4 protein-coding genes and 1 pseudogene are annotated in these 19,992 nt (G+C 75.0%); all 5 read right to left on the reverse strand.

Annotated elements, in window-relative coordinates; all coding sequences use genetic code 11:
* Window positions 1-64: 64 nt before the first annotated feature.
* A pseudogene (locus CP982_RS14240) lies at window positions 65-5,500 on the reverse strand (type I polyketide synthase); the annotation flags it as partial.
* Between the two features lie 38 nt (window positions 5,501-5,538).
* Window positions 5,539-13,866 (reverse strand): type I polyketide synthase, encoded by an 8,328-nt coding sequence (locus tag CP982_RS14245; protein WP_150510875.1) that lies wholly within the window; start codon window positions 13,864-13,866, stop codon window positions 5,539-5,541.
* Between the two features lie 209 nt (window positions 13,867-14,075).
* Window positions 14,076-15,278 carry an acyl-CoA dehydrogenase family protein gene (locus CP982_RS14250; RefSeq protein WP_150510876.1) on the reverse strand — a complete coding sequence of 401 codons (1,203 nt, stop codon included), beginning with the start codon at window positions 15,276-15,278 and terminating at the stop codon, window positions 14,076-14,078.
* 273 nt (window positions 15,279-15,551) lie between these two features.
* Window positions 15,552-17,063, reverse strand: coding sequence for an MFS transporter (locus tag CP982_RS14255; RefSeq protein WP_170316415.1), 1,512 nt, complete (start codon window positions 17,061-17,063; stop codon window positions 15,552-15,554).
* Window positions 17,064-17,132: 69 nt separating this feature from the next.
* Window positions 17,133-19,985 carry an aminotransferase class III-fold pyridoxal phosphate-dependent enzyme gene (locus CP982_RS14260; protein WP_229878893.1) on the reverse strand — a complete coding sequence of 951 codons (2,853 nt, stop codon included), beginning with the start codon at window positions 19,983-19,985 and terminating at the stop codon, window positions 17,133-17,135.
* Between the last annotated feature and the right edge of the window lie 7 nt (window positions 19,986-19,992).

Below are 19,992 nucleotides of genomic sequence, written 5' to 3' on the forward strand. Positions count from 1 at the left end.
CTCCGCGGCTTTCCGGGCCCGCCGCCCGCACCTCCTCAGCGCGCGGTCACGGCGGGCTCCGCGCTCAACTGCCGTCCAGGAACTGGAAGAGCTCCTCGTCCGTCGCGTCCGTGACGTCGATCCTCGGCCCGGTCCGCTCGGCGTCCCTGAGCGCGCGCAACCTCACCAGCAGGCCCTCGATCCGCTGTGCGATCTCCTCCCCGTCGGGCCCGGTCGCCGAGGACTCCGTCAGGGCCGCCTCGACCCGGTCGAGCTCCGTGAGCACCGAACCCGTCGCCGGGCGCGGCGCCCGGTCCGCGAGTTCGCGGACCAGCTCACGGGTGACGGCGACGGCCGTCGGGTGGTCGAACACCAGCGTCTGCGGCAGCCGCATGCCGGTCTCGGCGCCGAGCCGGTTGCGGAACTCCACGGCGGCCACCGAGTCGACGCCGAGTTCGGAGAACGCCCGGTCGGGGGCGACCGTCCGGCCCGCCGGGTAGTCCAGGACGCGGGCCATCTCCGTGCACACCAGGTCGAGAAGGACCTCGTGGCGGCCTTCCTCGGAGAGCCCGGCGAGCCGGTCCAGGACGGAGCCCGCGCTCACCCGCGCCGGACGCGCCGGCCGTGGCGCGGCGCCCCGGCCCGCGAGCCGCCGCAGGATCGGCGGCACGTCCGCCTGGGCGCGCATCGACGTCAGGTCGAGCGCCACCGGGACCAGGACCGGCTCGTCGAGGCCGAGCGCGGCGTCGAGCAGCGCGACGCCCTGCTCCGACGAGGACAGGGTCACGCCGAAGCGGGCGAGGCGCGCCAGGTCCGTGTCCGTCAGGTGCTCGGTCATCGTGCTGCGCTCGGCCCACATGCCCCAGGCCAGGGAGACGCCGGGAAGGCCCCGGGCCCGCCGGTGCTGCGCGAGGGCGTCCAGATAGGCGTTGCCCGCCGCGTAGTTGGCCTGGCCCGCCGGGCCGATCAGGCCCGACATCGAGGAGAAGAGGACGAACGCCGACAGGTCGAGGCCGCGGGTCAGCTCGTGCAGGTTCCACGCGGCGACCATCTTGGGGCTGAGGACCGCGTCGAGCCGCTCCGGGCTCAGCTCGGTGAGCACCCCGTCGTCGACGACACCGGCTGCGTGCACGACCCCCGTCAGCGGGGCCTCGGCGGGGACGTCCGCGAGCACGCGGGCGAGCGCGGCCCGGTCGGAGGTGTCGCAGGCGGCGAGGACGACCTCGGCCCCCAGCTCCGTCAGCTCGGCCGCAAGCTCCGCGCCGCGCGGCGAGTCCGCGCCCGCGCGGCTGACGAGCACGAGCCGTCGCACGCCGTGCGCGCCCACCAGGTGCCGGGCCACGACCCCGCCGAGCGTGCCGGTGCCGCCGGTGACGAGCACCGTACCGGCCCCGAAGGCCGCCGCCGGCGCGGCGGCGCCGCCCGCCTCGGCCCGGACGAGCCGGGGCACGAGCACCCGGCCCTGCCGGACCGCGAGCTGCGGCTCCTGGTCGACGAGCGCGGCGAGCGCGTCCCACGCCACGGGCCCGGCCGCGGCGGCCGTGCCGTCCGTGGCGGCCATGTCCACGTCCACCAGGGCGAACCGGCCCGGGCTCTCGGTCTGCGCCGACCGCACCAGGCCCCACACGCCCGCCTGGGCGAGCCCGTCGACCGGCTCCCCCGGGGCGGCGCCGACCGCTCCCTCGGTGACCAGGGCGAGCGTGCCGGAGGCGAACCGCGCGTCGGCGAGCCACTCCTGCATGACGGCGAGCACCTCGGCGGTGACCCGCCGGGCGTCGGGACCCGCCGGGCAGCGCAGGAACACCACGCCCGGCTCCGCGGGAACCTCCGCGAGGTCCCGTACGAGCGTCCACCGGGCGGGGGCGGCCGACTCGGCGGGCGCGTCCGACCAGTCCACCCGGAACATCGAGTCCGCGGGCGCGCCGGGCCCCTCGGCGGGCAGCTGCCGCACCCGCAGCGCGTCCACCGACGCCACCGGCACCCCGGCGGTGTCCGTGAGCCGCACCGACACCGCGTCCGTCCCGGCGGGCGCCATCCGCACCCGCAGCGCGGACGCGCCGGTCGCCGACAGGGACACCCCCGACCAGGCGAACGGCAGCACCGCGCCGTCCGCCGCATCGAGGAAGGAGCCGTGCCAGATGGTGTGCAGGGCCGCGTCGAGCAGCGCCGGGTGCAGGCCGAACCGGTCCGCGTCGGCCGCGGCCTCCGCGGGCAGGGCGACCTCCGCGAACACCTCGTCGCCGCGCCGCCACAGCGCCGAGAGGCCCTGGAACACCGGGCCGTAGTCGTAGCCGCGCGCGGCCAGGTCGGCGTACGCGTCGCCGAGGTCGACCGCCCGCGCGCCCTCCGGCGGCCACACCGCGGCCTCGAAGCCCGCGGGCTGGGCCCAGTCGGTGAGCGAGCCCTCGGCGTGCCGGACCCAGTCCCCGCCCTCCGGTTGGGCGTGCACGGACACCGCCCGGTGGCCCGACTCGTCGGCGTCCTCGACGACGACCTGGACCCGGGCGCCGCCGCGCTCGCCGAGGACCAGCGGGGCGTGCAGGGTCAGTTCGTCGAGCAGGCCGCAGCCGACCTCGCGGCCCGCGCGCAGGACCATCTCCACGAACACCGCGCCGGGCACCACCGCGCGGCCGAACACCGCGTGGTCGGCCAGCCACGGCTGGGTCTCCAGGGAGAGGCGGCCGGTCATCACCGTCGCGCCGGACTCCGGCAGCGCGAGCACCGCGCCGAGCAGCGGGTGCTCCCCCGCGCTCAGGCCCGCGGCCCGCAGGTCCCCGGCCGCCGCCGTCGCGTCCATCCAGTAGCGGTCGCGCTGGAAGGCGTAGGTCGGCACCTCCACGAGCCGCGCGCCGGTCCCCGCGAACACCTGCTGCCAGTCCGCCTCCACGCCGTGCGCGTGCGCCGCGGCGAGCGCGGTAAGGGCCGTCACCGCCTCCGGGCGGTCGGCCCGCAGGACCGGCACGGCGACCGGCGCGGGCACCCCGTCCCGCTCCGTGAGGCAGCCCTCGGCCATCGTGGTCACCGCGGCGTCGGGGCCCGCGCCGACGAACCGGGTGGCCCCGTCGTCCTGGAGGCGGCGCACCGCGGCGGCGAACCGCACCGGCTCGCGGACCTGGCGCACCCAGTACTCCGGCGAGCACACCGTCTGAGCCGTCAGCGGCTCGCCGGTGACCGTCGACACGATCGGAAGGACCGGCTCGTGGAACGCCACCCCGGCGAGCACCTCGCGGTAGGGCTCAAGCATCGGGTCCATCAGGGGCGAGTGGAACGCGTGGCTCACCCGCAGCCGCTTGGTGCGGCGGCCGAGCGCAGCGAAGTGCCCGGCGACCGCCAGGACCGCCTCCTCGGCGCCCGAGACGACCACGGACCGGGGCCCGTTGACGGCGGCGACGCCGACCGCGTCGCCGGGGGCGCGCGCGAGGACCTCGGCGACCTCCTCCTCGGTGGCCTGCACCGACACCATCGCGCCGCCCTCGGGAAGGCGCTCCATCAGGCTGCCGCGGGCCGCCACCACGCGGCAGGCGTCCGGCAGCGTCCACAGGCCCGCGACGAACGCCGCCGACAGCTCGCCGATCGAGTGTCCGGCGAGGACCTCGGGGCGCACGCCCCACGAGCCGAGCAACCGCGCCAGGGCCACCTCGACCGCGAACAGGGCGGGCTGGGCCCACCCGGTCCTGTCGAGCGCCTCCGCCGCGTCCGGCTCCGCTCCCTGCTCCGTTCCCGGTTCCGCGAACAGCACCTCGCGCAGGGGCCGTTCGAGCAGCCCGTCGAACCCCGCGCACACCTCGTCGAGGGCCGCCGCGAACACCGGGAACGCCGCGTACAACTCGCGGCCCATGCCCAGGCGCTGGGTGCCCTGCCCGGCGAACACGAAGGCCGTGCGGCCCCCTTGCGCGACGCCGCGCACCACGCCGGAGCCCGCGCCGCCGCCCGCGATCGCCCGCAGGCCCGCGAGCAGCCCCTCCTCGTCCTTCGCCACCACGGCGGCCCGCTGCTCGAACGCCGTCCGGGTGGTCGCGAGGGAGTACGCGGCGTCGAGCGGGTCCAGGGAGTCCACCGCGGCGAGCAGCTGCCGGGCCTGGGCGGCGAGGGCCTCCGCGGTCCTGCCGGACAGCACCAACGGCACGGCGGGCAGCGGCACTCGGTCCTCCGCGTCGGCCTCGTCGGCCGCGGGTGCCTGCTCCAGGACGAGGTGCGCGTTGGTGCCGCTGATCCCGAACGACGACACCGCGGCCCGGCGCGGCTCGCCCGTCACCGGCCACTCGCGCCGCTCGGTCAGCAGGTTCACCATCCCCGCCGACCAGTCCACGTGCGACGACGGGGCGTCCACGTGCAGGGTCCGCGGCAGTACGCCGTGCTGGAGCGCGAGGACCATCTTGATGACGCCGCCGACCCCGGCCGCGGCCTGGGTGTGCCCGATGTTGGACTTGAGCGAGCCGAGCCACAGGGGGCGGTCGCGCTCGACTCCGTAGGTGTCCAGGACGGCCTGCGCCTCGATGGGGTCGCCGAGGCTGGTGCCGGTGCCGTGCGCCTCGACGGCGTCCACGTCCGCGGCGGTCAGGCCCGCGTCCTCCAGGGCCTGCCGGATCACCCGCTGCTGCGCCGGGCCGTTCGGCGCGGTCAGGCCGTTCGACGCGCCGTCCTGGTTGACCGCGCTGCCGCGCACCACGGCGAGGACCGGGTGCCCGAGCCGCCGGGCGTCGGAGAGCCGTTCCACCAGGAGCATCCCGGCGCCCTCGGCCCAGCCGGTGCCGTCGGCCGCGTCGGCGAAGGACTTGCAGCGCCCGTCGGGGGACAGACCGCGCTGCCTGCTGAAGGCGACGAGCATGCCGGGCGTCGACATCACCGTGGCGCCGCCCGCGAGCGCCATCGTGCACTCGCCCCGGCGCAGCGACTGGACCGCGAGGTGCAGCGCGACGAGCGACGACGAGCACGCCGTGTCGACGGTGACCGCGGGCCCTTCGAAGCCGAAGGTGTACGCGATCCGCCCGGAGGCCACGCTGTTGGTGGTGCCGGTCAGCAGATGCGCCTCGGCGCCGCCGACGGCCTGGTGCAGGCGGGGCCCGTAGTCCGGTGCCATGGCGCCCGCGAACACCCCGACCCGGGCGCCGCGCAGCGAGGCCGGGCGCACCCCGGCCCGCTCCAGGGCCTCCCACGAGGTCTCCAGGAGCAGCCGCTGCTGCGGGTCCATCGCCACCGCCTCGCGCGGCGAGATGCCGAAGAACTCCGGGTCGAAGTCCGTGGCCCCGCGCAGGAATCCGCCGCGCCGGGTGTACGTACGACCGGGGGTGTCGGGGTCCGGGTCGTACAGCGCCTCGCCGTCCCAGCCCCGGTCGGAGGGGAACACGGTGATCGCGTCGCCGCCCGCGTCGAGCAGCCGCCACAGCTCCTCCGGCGAGCCGACGTCACCGGGGAAGCGGCAGCCCATGCCGACGACGGCGATCGGCTCCCGACTCGCCCGCTCGGCGTCCGACAACCGCTGCTTGGTCTGCTTGAGTTCGGCCGTGACCCGCTTGAGGTAGTCGACCAGCTTCTCTTCGTTGTTCACAAGACCCCCGTTCAGGACGTGCCAAGTTCGCCATCGATGAGATCGAAGAGCTCGTCGAGCTCCAGGCCGTCGAGCCCGTCGTCCGGCGGCGCGGGCTCCGCGGCCGCCGCGGCGGGTGCGGCCGGTTCGGGTACGGCGGGTGCGGCCGGGCCGAGCGCGGTGCCGATGTGGGCGGCGAGCGCGGACGGCGTCGGGTAGTCGAACACCAGGGTCGCCCGCAGCCGGAGCCCGGTCGCCGTGCCCAGGCGGTTGCGCAGGTCCACGGCCGTCAGGGAGTCGAAGCCCAGTTCCTTGAAGGTGCGGACCGGGTCGACGCCGTCCGGCGTGCCGTGGGCGAGGACGGTGGCGGTGTGCTCGCGCACCAGGGCGAGCAGGGCCTCCGCGCGCTCGGGCGCGGACAGGGCGGCCAGGCGCTCGCCGAGCGGGACGCCACCGGCGGGCCCGCCCGCCGCGGCCTCCGCGCGGCGGACCCGCTCGCGGACCACGCCGCGCAGCAGCGCGGGCACCGATCCGTGCGCCCGTACGGCGGCCCGGTCGATCCTGGCCGGGACGAGCAGGGCCGAGCCCGAGGCGACCGCGGCGTCGAAGAGGGCCAGGCCCTCCGCCGACGTCAGCGGGGCGAGCCCGGCGCGGCGCATCCGGCCCAGGTCGGCGTCCGCGAGGTGGCCGGTCATGCCGCTGGCCTCGGCCCACAGGCCCCAGGCGAGCGACACGCCCGGCAGGCCCCGCGCGGCGCGGTGCTCGGCGAGGGTGTCCAGGAAGGCGTTGGCGGCGGCGTAGTTGGCCTGTCCCGACAGGCCGAGGATCCCGGCGACCGAGGAGAAGAGCACGAACATCGACAGATCGAGCCCGAGGGTCAGCTCGTGCAGGTTGAGGGCGGCGTCGACCTTGGGCCTGAGGACCCGGCCCAGCTGCTCCGGCGTCATCGCTTCGAGCACGCTGTCGTCGAGCAGTCCGGCGGCGTGCACCACGCCGGTCAGCGGCCGCTCGGCGGGGACCGCCGCGAGCAGCGCGGCGAGCGCGTCCCGGTCGGCGACGTCGCAGGCGGACACGGTGACCTCGGCGCCCAACTCGGTGAGCTGCGCGGCGAGTTCGGCCGCTCCGGGGGCGTCGGGGCCGCGCCTGCTGGTCAGCAGCAGGTGCTCCGCCCCGTACCGGGTCACCAGGTGCCGGGCGAAGAGTCCGCCGAGGGTGCCGGTGGCGCCGGTGACGAGGACCGTGCCCTTCGCCAGGTCGGGGCGCGCGGCCGGAAGCCCGGTGGCGCGGGCGAGCCTGGGCGCGTACGGGCGCCCCTCGCGGAGCGCCAGCTGGGGTTCGGCGGTGGCCAGGGCGCCGGGCAGTGCGGCGGCGGACGCCTTGTGGGTGTCCAGGTCTATGACCGCGAAGCGGTCGGGGTGCTCGCGCTGCGCTGTGCGGAGCAGGCCCCATACTGCGGCCCCTGCGACGCCGGAGTGGTTCTCTGCGGATTCGTCGTGGCTGGTCGCGCAGTTCCCCGCGCCCCTTCGGGGCCCGGGTGCCGCGTCGCGGGTTATGAAGACCAGCTTTGAGGTGGCGAATCTGTCGTCCGCCAGCCACTTCTGGATCAGGCTCAGGGCGCGGCCCGCCACGGCGTGGGTGCCGGTCGCGGTGGGAGCCGCGGTGAGCGGGGCGAGGACGGTCCCGGGGACCGGTCCCGCGGCGGCGAGCGCGTCGAGGTCGGCGTGGAGGGGCGCGCCGGTCGCGAGGTCGTCCGTGCCGACGACCGCCCACGACGGGGGCGCGCCGGGGGCCTCCGGTACACGTGCCTCGGTCCAGTCCACGCGGAACAGGGCGTCGGGCGGCCCTGCGGCCGGCTCGCCCGCGGGCATCGGCCGCAGGGCGAGGGCCTCCACCGACGCCACGGGCGCCCCGGTGCCGTCGGCGAGCCGCAGCGTGAGGGTGTCCGTGCCGTCCGGCGTGATCCACACGCGCAGCGCGGCGGCGCCGGTGGCCCGCAGCGACAGGCCCTGCCAGGAGAACGGCAGCCGGCAGTCGGGCCCTTCGGCGACGGCGGCGTGCAGCGCGGCGTCGAGCAGCGCCGGGTGCAGCCCGAACCGGCCCGCGTCCGCGGCGAGTTCCTCGGGCAGCGCGACCTCGGCGAAGATCTCCGTACCCCGGCGCCACCAGGAGCGCAGGCCCTGGAACGCCGGGCCGTAGTGGTAGCCGAGCGCGGTCCAGCGGTCGTAGCCGCCGTCCCAGTCCACGGCGACGGCGCCCGGCGGCGGCCACGCGGTCAGGTCGAACTCCTCGGCGGGGCCGGAGGCGAGCAGGCCGCTCGCGTGCCGGGTCCAGCCGCCGGAGCCGTCCGCGGGGCGGGCGTGGACGGCCAGTTCGCGACGGCCGTACTCGTCCTCGTCGCCGACCGTGACCCGGACGGCGACCGCCGTCTGCGGCGGCAGGACCAGCGGCACCTCGCAGGTCAGGTCCGCCACCTGGTCGCAGCCCACCTCGTCGCCCGCGCGGATCGCCAGTTCGGCGAAGGCCGCGCCGGGCAGGACTGCGGTGGCGCCGAGCCCGTGGTCGCCCAGCCACGGCTGGGCCCGCAGGGAGAGCTGTCCGGTGAGCACGACGCCGCCGGAGTCCGGCAGGTCCACCACGGCGCCGAGCAGCGGGTGGTCCGCCGCGGCGAGGCCCGCCGCCTCGACGTCCGCCGACGCGTCGGTCCGCGCCTGCTCCAGCCAGTAGCGCCGCCGCCGGAACGCGGAGGTGGGGACGGTGACGGGCCGGGCGCCGGGGAAGACGGCCCGCCAGTCGGGGCGCACGCCGCGCGCGTACGCCTCGGCGAGCGAGGTCACGAAGCGCTCGGGGCCGCCGTCGTCGCGGCGCAGGGAGCCGACGGCGACCGCGTGTTCCACCAGGTCCTCGACCGCGGTGGTCAGCGCCGGATGCGGGCTGACCTCGATGAACACCGAGTGCCCGCGCTCGGCGAGCACGCCGACCGTCTCCGCGAAGCGCACCTGCCGGCGCAGATTGCGGTACCAGTACGCGCCGTCCAGAGCGGTGGTGTCCAGGACGTCGGCGGTCACCGTCGAGTAGAACGGGATCGCCGCGGGGCGCGGCGCGAGGCCGGTCAGGAGCCCGGCGAGGTCGTCGGCGATCCGCTCCACCGGCGCCGAGTGCGACGCGTAGTCCACCGGGAGCCGCTTGACCCGCACGCCGTCGGCCTCGCACGCGGCGACGAGCTCGTCGAGGGCGTCCAGGGCACCGGCGACGACGACCGCCCCCGGGCCGTTGACGACGGCCACCGAGATCCGGCCCTCCCACGGGCGAAGGCGGGCGGCGGCCGCGTCCTCGGACAGGGCGACGGAGACCATGCCGCCGGTGCCGGAGAGCGCCAGGATGGCCTTGCTGCGCAGGGCGACGACCTTCGCCGCGTCCGCCAGGTCGAGCGCCCCGGCCACGCACGCGGCCGCGATCTCGCCCTGGGAGTGGCCCACCACGGCGTCGGGCTCCACGCCGTGGGACCGCCACAGCGCGGCGAGCGACACCATCACGGCGAACAGGGCGGGCTGGACGACGTCCACCCGCTCAAGGGCCGCGGCGTCGCCGATGACCTCGAACAGGTCCCAGTCGACGTGCGGCGCGAGGGCCTCGGCGCACGCCCGCATGGACGCGGCGAACACCGGGGCCGTGTCGATCAGTCGCACGGCCATCCCGGCCCACTGCGAGCCCTGGCCGGGGAAGACGAACACCACCCCGCCCGGCTCGCGCGCGGTGCCGCGCACCACGCCGGGGGCGTCGGTCCCCTCGGCGAGCGCCGCGAGGCCCCGGCGCCGCGCGGGCAGGTCCGCCGCGACGACGGCGGCCCGGTGCGGCAGGCCCGCGCGGGAGGCGGCGAGGGAGAACCCGGCGTCCACCGGGTCGAGGCCGGGGTGCGTGTCCAGGAAGGCGAGGAGGGCGGCGGCCTGGTCCGCGACGGCGTCCTCGGCGGCGGCGGAGAGCACCCAGGGCAGCACGGGTCCCTGCACCGGGCGGGCCCCGGCCGCCCGCGCGGACTCCGGCTCCCGCTCGTCCGGGGCCTGCTCGTCCGGGGCGACCTCGTCCGGGGCCTGCTCGATGATCACGTGGGCGTTGGTGCCGCTGATGCCGAACGAGGACACCCCGGCCCGGCGCGGGCGGCCGGTCCGTGGCCAGGGGCGCGCCTCGGTCACCAGGTCGAGCCCCCCGGCGGCCCAGTCCACGTGCGGGGTCGGCTCGTCGACGTGCAGGGTCATCGGCACCGTGCCGTGCCGCAGGGCCTGCACCGTCTTGATCACCCCGGCCACCCCGGCGGCGGCCTGGGCGTGGCCGATGTTGGACTTCAGGGAGCCGAGCAGGAGCGGGCGGTCCGCCGTCCGGCCGCGGCCGTACGTGGCGGCGAGCGCCTCGGCCTCGATGGGGTCGCCGAGCGTCGTGCCGGTGCCGTGCGCCTCGACCACGTCGACGTCGGCGGGGGACATCCCCGCGCCGCCGAGCGCCTGCCGGATCACCCGCTCCTGGGCGACGCCGTTCGGCGCGGTCAGGCCGTTGGAGGCGCCGTCCTGGTTGACCGCGCTGCCGCGCACCACGGCGAGGACGCGGTGCCCGTTGCGCCGCGCGTCCGAGAGCCGTTCCAGGACGACGGTGCCCGCGCCCTCGGCCCAGCCGGTGCCGTCGGCCGCGGCGGCGAACGCCTTGCACCGGCCGTCGCCGGAGAGGCCGCGCTGCCTGCTGAACTCCACGAACATGCCGGGCGTCGACATCACCGCGACGCCCCCGGCGAGGGCGAGCGAGCACTCCCCCGCGCGCAGGGCCTGGGCCGCGAGGTGCAGCGCCACGAGTGACGAGGAGCACGCGGTGTCCACGGTGACGGCGGGGCCCTGGAGGCCGAGCGTGTAGGCGATGCGGCCGGAGGCCACGCTGATGGTGCTGCCGGTCAGGCGGTAGCCGTCGGACTCGGCGTGCGCGGCGTGCAGCCGGGGGCCGTAGTCCTGCGCCATGGCTCCGACGAAGACGCCCACGGACGCGCCGCGCTGCCCGGCGGGGTCGAGCCCGGCCCGCTCCAGGGCCTCCCACGACGTCTCCAGGAGCAGCCGCTGCTGCGGGTCCATCGCGAGGGCTTCCCGCGGCGAGATGCCGAAGAACTCGGGGTCGAACCGGTCGGCGTCGTGCAGGAATCCGCCGTGCCGGGCGTAGGTCGTGCCCGCCCGGTCCGGGTCCGCGTCGTAGAGCCGGTCGAGGTCCCAGCCGCGGTTGGCGGGGAACTCCGAGATCGCGTCGGTGCCGTCCAGGACGAGGCGCCACAGGTCCTCAGGCGAGGCGACGCCGCCGGGCAGGCGGCAGGCCATCCCGACGATCGCGATCGGCTCGTCGGCCGCCGCGGCGACGGCGGCGGCCCCCTCGTCGGCGGCCTGCTCGGCGGCGGCTCCCGGCACCAACGTCCGCAGGTGTGCCGCCAGTCGGGACGGGGTCGGGTGGCCGAACAGCGTCCCGGACGGCAGCGCGACACCGGTCGCCGTGCTCAGCCGGTCCCGCAGCTCCACCAGGGACAGCGAGTCGAAGCCGAGCTCCTTGAAGGTCGTGCCCGGGTCCACCGCGCCGCCGTCCGCGTGCCCGAGCACCACCGCGACGGTCGACCGTACGAGAGCGAGCAGTCCGGGCCCCGCGGGGACGGCGGGTGCCGTCACGGCCGCCGGGGCCTCGGCGCCCGAGGGCTCGGGGACGGCGGGAGCCGCCGCCCGCGCGGTGGCCTCGGCCAGCCAGTACCGCTCGCGCTGGAAGGCGTACGTGGGCAGGCGCAGCGTCCGGGCGCCGCGCAGGGCGAACACGCGCGACCAGTCCACGTCGGCGCCGCGCGCGTGCAGTTCGGCGAGCGAGGTGAGGAACCGCTCGGGTCCGCCCTCGCCCCGGCGCAGCGAGCCGGTGACGACGCCGGAGGCGACCCCGGCGCGCTCGACGGTCTCCCGCAGCGGCGGTACGAGCACCGGGTGCGGGCTGCACTCGACGAACACCCCGTGCCCGTCCCGCACCAGCGCCTCGACCGTCCGCTCCAGCTCCACGGTCTGCCGCAGGTTCCGGTACCAGTACGCCGCGTCGAGCGCGGCGGTGTCCAGGAGGCCGCCGGTCACCGTGGAGTAGAACGGCACCGCCGAGGTCCGCGGCCGGATTCCGTCGAGGGCGGCGCGCAGCCGCTCCTCGATCCGCTCCACGTGGGCCGAGTGGGACGCGTAGTCGACGGCGATCCTGCGGGTCTCGACGCCGTCCGCGGTCCACCGCTCGACGAGCCGGTCCAGGGCGTCGGCGTCGCCGGAGAGCACCACCGACGAGGGGCCGTTGGCCGCGGCGACCGACACCGCGCCGTCCCACTCGGCGAGCCGCTCGCGCACCTCGGCGGCGGAGCGCAGGACCGACACCATGCCGCCGTGCCCGGAGAGCGCGAGGATGGCCTGGCTGCGCAGCGTCACCACGCGCGCGGCGTCCTCCAGGGACAGGGCGCCCGCCACGCACGCGGCGGCGATCTCGCCCTGGCTGTGCCCGACGACCGCCGCGGGCTCGACCCCGCAGGAGCGCCACGCGGCGGCCAGGGACACCATCACGGCGAACAGGGCGGGCTGGACGACGTCCACCCGCTCAAGGGCCGCGGCGTCGCTCAGCACCTCGTGCAGGGACCAGTCGACGTAGGGCGCGAAGGCCTCCTCGCAGGCGCGCATCGACGCGGCGAACTCCGGTACGGAATCCAGGAGTCCAACCGCCATGCCCGCCCACTGCGAGCCCTGCCCGGGGAAGACGAAGACCGTCCTGCCGTCCGCGGTGGCCTGGCCCTCGACCACGCCCGCGACGGCCGCGCCGCCCGCGAACCCGGCCAGGCGGCGGCGGAGTTCGGCCCGGTCGGCGCCGACCACGACGGCGCGGTGGCGGAAGGCGGTCCGGGTGGCGCCGAGGGAGAGGCCGACGTCCGCGGGGTCCACGGCCTGCCCGTCGACGAAGGCGAGGACCTCGGCGGCCTGGGCGCGCAGCGCTTCGGGGGTGCGGCCGGAGATCGGCCAGGCGAGGGCGCCGGGGGCCGGGCGCCCGTCGGCCTCGGGCGCGGGCGTGGCCGCCGGGGGTTCGCTCACCACCAGGTGGCAGTTCGTGCCGCCCATGCCGAACGAACTCACCCCGGCCACCAGCGGCTTCTCCGGCTCGGGCCACGGCGTCAGCTCGGTCTGCACCCGCAGGCGGAGGTCGTCGAGGGGGATGTCCGGGGGCGGCGCGGTGAAGTGCAGGCTCGGCGGCAGCTGCCGGTGCCGGATGCTGAGGACCACCTTGAGCAGCCCGGCGATGCCGCCCGCGCCCTCCAGGTGCCCGATGTTGGACTTGACCGAACCGACCGCGAGCGGCGCGTCCTGCTGCCGGGCGTGCCCCAGGGCGGCGCCGAGCGCCGCGGCCTCGATCGGGTCGCCCACCCGGGTGCCGCTGCCGTGCAGCTCCACGTACTGCACGCCGCGAAGGGCCACACCGGCGCGCCGGTACGCCTGCCGGACGACCTCCTCCTGCGCGGCTCCGCTGGGCACGGTCAGGCCCGCGTGCTCGCCCTCCCCCGCGCCGTCGTTGTTCATGGCGCCGCCGTTGAGGACGGCGTAGACGTCGTCGCCGTCGGCGAGCGCGGCGGCCAGCGGCTTGAGCACCAGGGCGCCGCCGCCCTCGCCCCGGACGAAGCCGTTGGCCCGCCGGTCGAAGGTGAAGCAGCGGCCGTCGGGCGACAGGCCGCCGAACCGCGCCGCGCCGAGCGTCGTCTCGGCCAGGATGTTGAGGTTCACGCCGCCGGCGATGGCGACGCCGCACTCGCCGCGGCGCAGGCTCTCGCAGGCCATGTGGACGGCCACGAGCGAGGAGGACTGCGCGGTGTCGACGGCGAGGCTCGGGCCGCGCAGGCCGAGGTGGTGCGAGACGCGGTTGGCGATGATGCCGCGCCGGGTGCCGGTCATCGTGTGGCGGCCGATCCCGGCCTCGCCGAGGCGGTCCTGGAGCGCCGCGTAGTCGTCGTACATGACGCCGACGAACACGCCGGTGTCGCCGCCGCCGAGGGCGGCGGGGACGATCCGCGCGTCCTCCAGGGCCTCCCAGGACAGTTCGAGCATCAGGCGCTGCTGGGGGTCCATCGCGGCGGCCTCGCGCGGCGAGACGCCGAAGAAGCCCGCGTCGAACCGGTCGATGCCGTCGACGAACCCGCCCAGGCGGTGCGGCAGTTCGGCGCCGCGCCAGCGGTCGTCGGGGGCCTCGCGAATCGCGTCGGTACCGCTTCGCAGCAGTTGCCAGAACTCGTGGCCGTCGCTGGCCCCAGGGAACCGACAAGCCAATCCGACCACGGCGATCTGTCTCATGCCGTGCAGTCAACAATGCGCGCGCAAGTACTGGCTTGTCGCCGGGGCCCAAAACACGATGCGGAATCTGGTGGCCGAGAGCAACGCGCGACAAACAAAAAGGCGCGCCGGTATGGCCCGGACACCGATTTCTTTCGGCCACCGGGTCATACCGACGCACGGGCGAAGAATTGCTCCGGCCGCCCTTTCAAGGGGCCGGGGCAAAGACCTCAGTACAGCAGGGTCACCGCCGGGTGGACGTCGAGGACCGCACGGCTGTAGTCCTCCAGGATGAGCGGTGCGTTGAGCGCGTTGTGCCGGCTCATCACCGCGATGTCGCGCCACAGGCGCTGCAGCGGGTTCGAGAGGGCGAAGGCACTGCCGCCGACCGCGTCGAGCAGCTTCTCCACACCCGCCCGCGACTTCTCCTGGGCGGACTTCTCGTGCATGCGGATCCGCGCCCGGTCCGCCCACGGCATCTGCTGGGTCTCCGGAATGCCGTCGAGCGCCCGGCCGACCTCCGTCAGATGCATCCGGGCGGTCTCGATGAGGTGCGCGGCCTCGCCGAACCACATCTGCACCGACGGCGCGTCCGCGGCCCGCTCGAAGTTCGCGTACGTGATCGGACGGCCCTTGTCCAGGTGCGCCTTGGTGACCTCCAGGGCGCCCTGCGCCGCGCCCACGATCGCGGCGAGCGACTGCGCGCTGCCCTGGATGAGCATGCTGTCCCGGTGGTCCTCGCCCACGAGGTCCGTGAGGCTGAACGGGGTCGCCCGGCGCTCCGGGATGAACACGTCCTCGGCCACGACGGTGTGGGTGCCGGAGCCGGACAGGCCCGCGGAGTGCCAGGTCCGCTCGATCCGCAGGTCGCTCATCGGCACCACGACGCCCACGAGGTCCGTGGTCTGCTCGTCGCCGTCGTAGACGTGCACGACCGGGATGTACGCCCAGTCCGCGATCTCACAGCCCGAGCTCCACGGGAAGGTGCCGGACACCTTGAACCCGCCCTCGGTGCGCCACGCCTTCGTCGTGGTCAGATGGGCCGTGGAGATCACGTACGCGTCGGGGTTGCCCGCGAACACGTCCTCGAGTGCCGTCTCCGGCAGCGCGTTCAGGGCGAAGCGGGTCGACGCGGTGTCGATCGACAGGTTCCAGCCCGCCGAGCCGCAGGCCTTGCCGACCTCGACGACGATCGACAGGAGGTCCGGCATCCGCAGCTCGTAGCCGCCGAACCGGGCCGGCGTCGTGAGCCGGAAGAGCCCGGCGTCCCGCAGCGCGACCACGACCTCCTCCGCGAGCCTGCGGTCCTGCTCGGTCTTCACCGCGTGCTCGCGGATCAGCGGAGCGAGCTCGCGGGCGCGCCGCAACAGCTCCGCCGCGTCCACCGCCGATCCGGTCGTCACGTCCGCCCGCTCACCGGCCACTGCTGTCACGAAGTCCTCCTCGGTAGGTCACATCACTCCGTGCGGCCCAGTCAATCCAGTGGGGCCGCCTGGCCCCAGGGCCCCCGGACACCAAATGCGGCCGCCTCGCTGGTACTTGAGACCAAGTACCAGCGAGGCGGCCGTCGTACATCGGCTGCGGGTGCGTCGTGGCTGAGCGCGCAGTTCCCCGCGCCCCTTCGGGGCGCTCCCGAACGGGCACTACCCCAAGGGGCGGGGGGAACTGCGCGACCAGCCCCCACGCACCCGCGGACGAAGGTCGACTCACATGCCGGGGACCGGGGCCGCCTCCCCCAGTTCAGCGTCGGGCTGCGCCGTCACGTGGCGGTCGAAGAGCAGGCCGCAGATGACCGCCCCGGCCAGGAAGACCACCGCGCCCCAGAAGAACGCCGTGGTGTAGCTCTCCACGGAGGCCTCGGCGGCCAGCTGCGGCGTGGGCGGCTTGCCCTCGACGAAGTTGTCCGCCGCGGTGATCGCCAGGGTGCTGAGCAGCGCGGTGCCGATCGAACCGCCCACCTGCTGGACCGTGTTGACCAGGGCGGAGGCGGCGCCGGCGTCCTGCGGCTCGACCCCGACCGTGGCGACCGCGGCACCCAGGGACACCACGAGCCCGAAGCCGACCCCGGCGATGAAGATCGGCGCGAGGATGCCGCCGGCGTACGAGCTGTCGACGCTGAGCTGGCCGAGCCAGAACGAGCCCACGGCGGCGAGGACGAGCCCGCCCGGGATCAGCACGCGCGAGCCGAGCTTCGGTTCGAGCACCGGCGGGATGGTGGTCGCGCCGATCGCGATGCCGACGATCATCGGCAGGAACGCCAGACCGCTCTCGATCGCCGAGAAGTCCAGGATCAGCTGGAGGTAGTAGGTCAGGAACAGGAACTGCACGAACAGGCCGATGCCCAGCAGGAACATGCCCAGATACGCGCTGCCGCGGTTGCGGTGCAGCACGATCCGCATGGGCAGCAGCGGAGTGCGGATGCGGAGTTCGAACAGGACGAACGCGACGAGCAGGACGCCGCCCGCGACGAGCAGGCCCCACACGTCGGCGCTGCCCCACTCGCCGTCGTCGGCGTTGGACAGGCCGTAGGCCAGGCAGAACAGACCGACGGACGCCGTCACCGTGCCGGGCAGGTCGAGTTTGTCCGGACGGTGCTCCGCCTGCCGGTTCTGCATGGTCAGCATGGCGCCGACGAACACCGCCGCCGTGAAGAAGACGTTGACGTACAGGCACCAGCGCCAGTCGAGCCAGTCGGTGAGGGCGCCGCCCAGCAGCAGGCCGAGCGCGAGCCCGCCGCTGCCGAGCGCGCCGTAGACGCCGAACGCCTTGACCCGTTCCTTGGGGTCGGTGAACACGGTCAGCAGGAACGACAGCGCGGCCGGTGCGACCAGGGCGGCGAAGGCGCCCTGCAGCGCGCGCGCCGTCACCAGCATGGCGAAGCCGTTGGCCGCGCCGCCGAGCACCGACATGATGCCGAAGCCGACGATCGAGATCATCAGCGACCGCTTGGCGCCGATCAGGTCGACGACCCGGCCGCCGAGCAGCAGGAGGCTGCCGAAGGCGAGGGCGTACGCCGTGACGACCCACTGCCGGTCGCCGTCACCGAACCCGAGGTCGGCCTGGGCCGACGGCAGCGCGATGTTGACGACCGTGGTGTCCAGGAAGATCGTGAACTGGGCGACACCGATGACCGCGAGGATTAACCAGCGCTTGGCGTAGTGCGGATCCGCTGTGGGATCCACCGCCACTTTCACTCCGGATTCTGCTGACTCTGACATTCACTTACCCTTTGTCGATCAGGCCGGACCATCGGCCGATGGTCCGGCGAGCTGAATTCCTGGCAGCCGTCAGGCGGAAATCGCCTCGAACCCGTGCTGCCGGGCGAGGTCGATGATTGCGTGCACCCGTTCCTGGGTAATGGCGCCCTGGCTCAGCGTTCCGCCGGCGCCCGACAGTGCGAGGACGATTGCTTCCGCGGTCCCCGCCAGCAATTCACCCGTGTTCAATGGACCATTGAAACCACGCGGCAGAATAGTATCCTCCGGTACCGAGAGGACACCACCCCGAAGGTAAAGCAAATCGTCCCGCCCGGCGACAATGGCTGATTCCGCACCGGTGCCGAAGAAGGACAGATCGGCGATGACCGCGCCCTGGGCGAGATGCTTCTCCACGAGTACCGGAACCGGACTCGAATGCGCCGCTATCACCGCGTGCGCATTCCGCAGGGCGGAGAGGTCGTCGGTCGTGAGGACGAACGGATTCTCGTCGTAGGAATCGGCGAGATGCGCGGCGATGGCCTCGGCGCTCGGCTCGTCACCGGAGCGCCCGTCGGCGAGCCACTTGGTGACGAGCGGCTCGGCGGCGAGCGCCGCCGCGATGCCGGTCAGCTCTCCCCCGGCGGCGATCCGCGCCCACGCGTCCTGGTAGATCCGGTGCTCCGTGGCGCGCAGGCGCTCGGCCGAGCCCTCCCGGCCGCTGCCCACCAGGACGATCTTCGCGACGTACTCGGCGCTGAGCGCGCCGAGGGCCGAGCCGACGCGGCCGCCGCCGCCGACGACCGCGACCGTCAACCCGCCCAGGTCGCCGAAGCGTTCGAGCGCGGGCTGCTCGAGGGCGGCCAGGGTCGCGCCGACCGCGAGGGTGCTGCCCGCGGTCACCGTGACCCCGGGCACCCGCAGCGCGCCGCCGTGGTCGCCGACCGTGCCGAGGCCGAAGCCGATGCCGACGGTCTCGCAGCCGTCCGCCTTGGCCGCGCGCACCCGGCGGTCGAGGTCGAGGCCGATCAGGAAGGTCTGCCCGGTGGTCCGGTACGCGCGCAGCTGCTGCTGCGACACCAGGAGCGGGTAGACGGTGAGGTCGACCGAAGCGCCCTGCGGCGAGGTGTAGCGGACCGGGGCCGTCGCGGGCAGGTCCTTGAGCAGCTCGGACCGCTGGACGTAGGCGAGCAGCGCCGCGTCGTCCAGGTCGGCGAGCGACGGGTCGAGCTGCCGCAGCGCGTCCGGGGTGGGCGGGTAGCTGACGAGCCCGACCTTGTGGGTGGCGGGCTCGGCCGCCGGGCCCGCGTCGGCCGCTTCGGTCCTGAAGTCCTGGATCTCGGTGCGCGGCTGGTCGGCGGCGCCGGTCAGCGGGTGGATCAGCGGCAGCGCGTCCTGGTGGCGCAGGATCCGGCAGACGTCGGTGAGACCGGTGCGCAGCTGCTCGATCTCCTCGTCGGTGAGGTGGATCGAGGGCTCGATCCGCAGCATGTTGGGCACGCTGGCCGTCGGTCCCGTACGGATGCGGTGGACGAGCTGGAGGTAGCTGCCGATCAGGAAGACCAGCAGGCCCGCGGCCGCCTTCTCGCGGATGACCGGGGACGAAGCCTGGCTCTGGTCGGCGAACTCCAGGCCGATGAGCAGGCCCTTGCCGCGGACGTCGAGCACCACGTCGGGGTACTCCGCGGCAAGGTCGCGCAGCACCCCGAGGACGCGCTCGCCGCGCTCCGCGGCCAGGTCGTAGGCGGCCCCGTCCTCGGCTTCGAGGAGTTCGAGGGTGCGCAGGGCGACGGACGTGGTGAAGCCGTCCTTGGCGAAGGTCGAGCTGTGCACCAGCTCGAACTCGGGGCGGTAGCGCGACTGCCGGACCAGCATGGCGGAGGTCTTGCCGATGCCGCCGCCGAGGGACTTGCCGAGGAGGTAGTAGTCGGCGAGCAGCCCGATGTGGGCGCTGGCGAAGAACTTCCCGGTGCGGCCCATGCCAGTCTGGATCTCGTCGACGATGACCGGGCACCCGGCCGCGTCGCAGATCTTCCGGACGCGGGCGGCGTACTCGGGCGTCAGCGCGTGGATGCCGCCCTCGCCCTGGATGGGCTCGACGATCAGCCCGCCGATGACGGGGAAGGGCCGCTCGACGAGGGTGACCCGGCCGTCCACGACCTCGACGTCGAGCGCGGCCGGACGGTGCTCGGCGAGGGCGCTCTCCAGCGCCGCCGCGTCGTTCGGCGGTACGAAGGTCACCGGCAGGCCGAGCGAGGTGAACGCGGCGCGGAACGTCGGGTTGAAGGTGAACTGGGTGCTGCCGAGGAGCTTTCCGTGGAACGCCCGCTCCAGGGCGAAGAACACCGGGCTCGTGCCCACGAGGCCGACGTTGTGCGTGGCCACCGCGCCGAGCAGCGCGCCGAACTCCTCGGCGGTGGTCGGCACCGGCACGTCGCCGGGCAGCAGGGAGGTGTCGTCCGGCAGCCGCGCGGAGCCGTCGGCGACCGCCTTCACGGCCACGTCGACGTTCCACTCGATCTGCTCGAACAGGCTCTTCAGGCGCAGCGCGCGGTCGAACTCGCAGTGCTTGACCGCCGCTTCGACGGCCTCCGCGCCGCTGTTGGCGAAGATCACCGGGTAGGGCTCGGCGCCGGGGAACTCCCGGCCGATGATCCCGTTGAGGACCTCGCCGACGCGGTCGGCGACGGGGTGCTCGGAGAACTGCGAGTGCACGGGCGAGCCCGTGTCGAGGAGCTTCTTGGCGTGCGCCACGATCTCCGGGTGGTTGTGGCCGAGCATGAGCGAGCCCCAGCCGCCGACCAGGTCGAGCACCGGCACCTCGGCGCCGGTCTCGTCCAGGTAGTACAGGGAGTTCCGCTCCGCCCGGACGTACTCGATGTTCAGGCCGAAGGTGCCGAGCATGCCGGTCAGTAGGGCTTCGGCGTATCGGGTGGGTGAGTTCACCGTGTCT

The sequence above is a fragment of the Streptomyces spectabilis genome (assembly GCF_008704795.1).
Classification (GTDB): Bacteria; Actinomycetota; Actinomycetes; order Streptomycetales; family Streptomycetaceae; genus Streptomyces; species Streptomyces spectabilis.